General features: G+C 63.8%; 2 protein-coding genes. Both read left to right on the top strand.

Features of this window, described 5'->3' with window-relative positions; genetic code table 11:
- Positions 1 to 513, top strand: a 513-nt coding sequence (locus M0D65_RS33035) for an ABC transporter permease subunit (RefSeq protein ID WP_266256197.1), incomplete at its 5' end; no start/stop codon positions are given.
- A partial coding sequence (locus tag M0D65_RS33030; protein WP_266256196.1) for an ATP-binding cassette domain-containing protein occupies positions 513 to 1,840 on the top strand: 1,328 nt, incomplete at its 3' end. The genes M0D65_RS33035 and M0D65_RS33030, both read left to right, overlap by 1 nt.

Raw genomic sequence — 1,840 nt, 5'->3', positions numbered from 1 at the left:
CTGATCGAGATCTGGAGTTCGATGCCAGACCTCTACCTGCTGATCATCTTCGCCTCGATCTTCGAGCCGACGCTGTGGCTGCTGTTCATCCTGCTGTCGATGTTCGGCTGGCTGGTCCTCTCCGACTACGTGCGCGCCGAATTCCTGCGCAACCGCTCGCTCGATTACGTGAAGGCCGCCCGTACCATGGGTCTCACGAACTGGCAGATCATGTGGCGCCACGTGCTGCCCAACAGCCTGACGCCGGTCATCACGTTCCTGCCGTTCCGCATGAGCGCCGCGATCCTCTCGCTGACCAGTCTCGACTTCCTGGGGCTTGGCGTGCCACCGCCCACACCGAGCCTCGGCGAGCTGCTGCAGGAGGGCAAGAACAACCTCGATGCGTGGTGGATCTCGATCTCGGCGTTCTCGGCACTGGTGATCACGCTGCTGCTGCTGACCTTCATGGGTGACGCACTGCGCAACGCGCTCGACACGCGCATGCGCGGTTCGGCATTCGGCGGAGGCAAGTGATGGCTCAGCCAACGACTCAACCCCTGCTGGAAATCGACCGCTTCTCGGTGCGCTTTGGCGACAAGGTGGCGGTGCAAGATCTGAGCCTCTCCATCGCACGTGGCGAACGCGTGGCGCTCGTCGGTGAATCGGGCTCGGGCAAGAGCGTGACCGCGCTGTCCATCCTGCGGCTTGTCGCCCAGGCGGAACTGAGCGGGCGCATCCTGCTCGACGGTGATGACCTGCTGCAGAAGACCGAGCAGCAGATGCGCGGTATCCGCGGTGCGGACGTCGCAATGGTGTTTCAGGAGCCGATGACCGCGCTCAACCCGCTCTATACGATCGGCAAGCAGATTGCAGAAAGCTTACGGCTGCACGAGGGCTTAAGACCCAATGCAGCCCGTCAACGCGGTATCGAACTGCTCAAACGCACCGGCATTCCCGAGCCGGAACGGCGCATCGACAGCTTTCCGCACCAGTTATCGGGTGGCCAGCGCCAGCGCGCGATGATCGCGATGGCGCTCGCGTGCCGGCCGCGCCTGCTGCTGGCCGACGAACCGACCACCGCGCTCGACGTGACCGTGCGCCAGCAGATCGTCGACCTGCTGATCGGCCTGCAGGAGCAGGAAGCGGCAGACCGCGGCATGGCCGTACTGCTGATCACGCACGACCTGAACCTGGTGAAGCGCTTCGCGCAACGCGTAGCGGTGATGGAAAAGGGCGTGCTGGTGGAAACCAACACCACCGAAGAGCTGTTCTCGAACCCGCAGCATCCGTACACGAAGCGACTGCTGGACAGCGAACCGCAGCGCGCGATCGATGCGATCGAACCGGATGCGCGTACGCTGCTCGACGTGGAAAAGCTCGCAATCGACTACCGGATTCCGGCCAAGGGCTGGCGTTCGATGTTTGGCCGCGCAACGTTCCGCGCGGTGCACGAGCTTGACCTGAATCTCAAACGTGGCGAAACGCTGGGCATCGTGGGCGAGTCAGGCTCGGGGAAATCGACACTGGCGGCGACCGTGCTGGGGCTGCAACGGCCTGCGACCGGCGAGATCCGCATCGACGGCATCCCGTTGCCGAAGTCGGGGCAAAGCCGCGAGCGGCGTGAACTGTGCGCACGCATGCAGGTGGTGTTTCAGGACCCGTTCGGCTCGCTCTCGCCGCGTATGACCGTCGAACAGATCATCGGTGAAGGGCTGGCCGTGCATCATAAAAACGTCGAGACGAAAGAGCGGCGCGGACGCGTTGCGGCATTGCTTGAGGAAGTGGGCATGCCGGCCGAATCGATGGTGCGCTATCCGCACGAATTCTCAGGCGGCCAGCGTCAGCGGATCGCAATCGCACG

The organism is Paraburkholderia sp. CHISQ3, from assembly GCF_030464945.1.
Classification (GTDB): Bacteria; Pseudomonadota; Gammaproteobacteria; order Burkholderiales; family Burkholderiaceae; genus Paraburkholderia; species Paraburkholderia megapolitana.
This window is presented reverse-complemented; position numbering and strand designations above follow the sequence as displayed.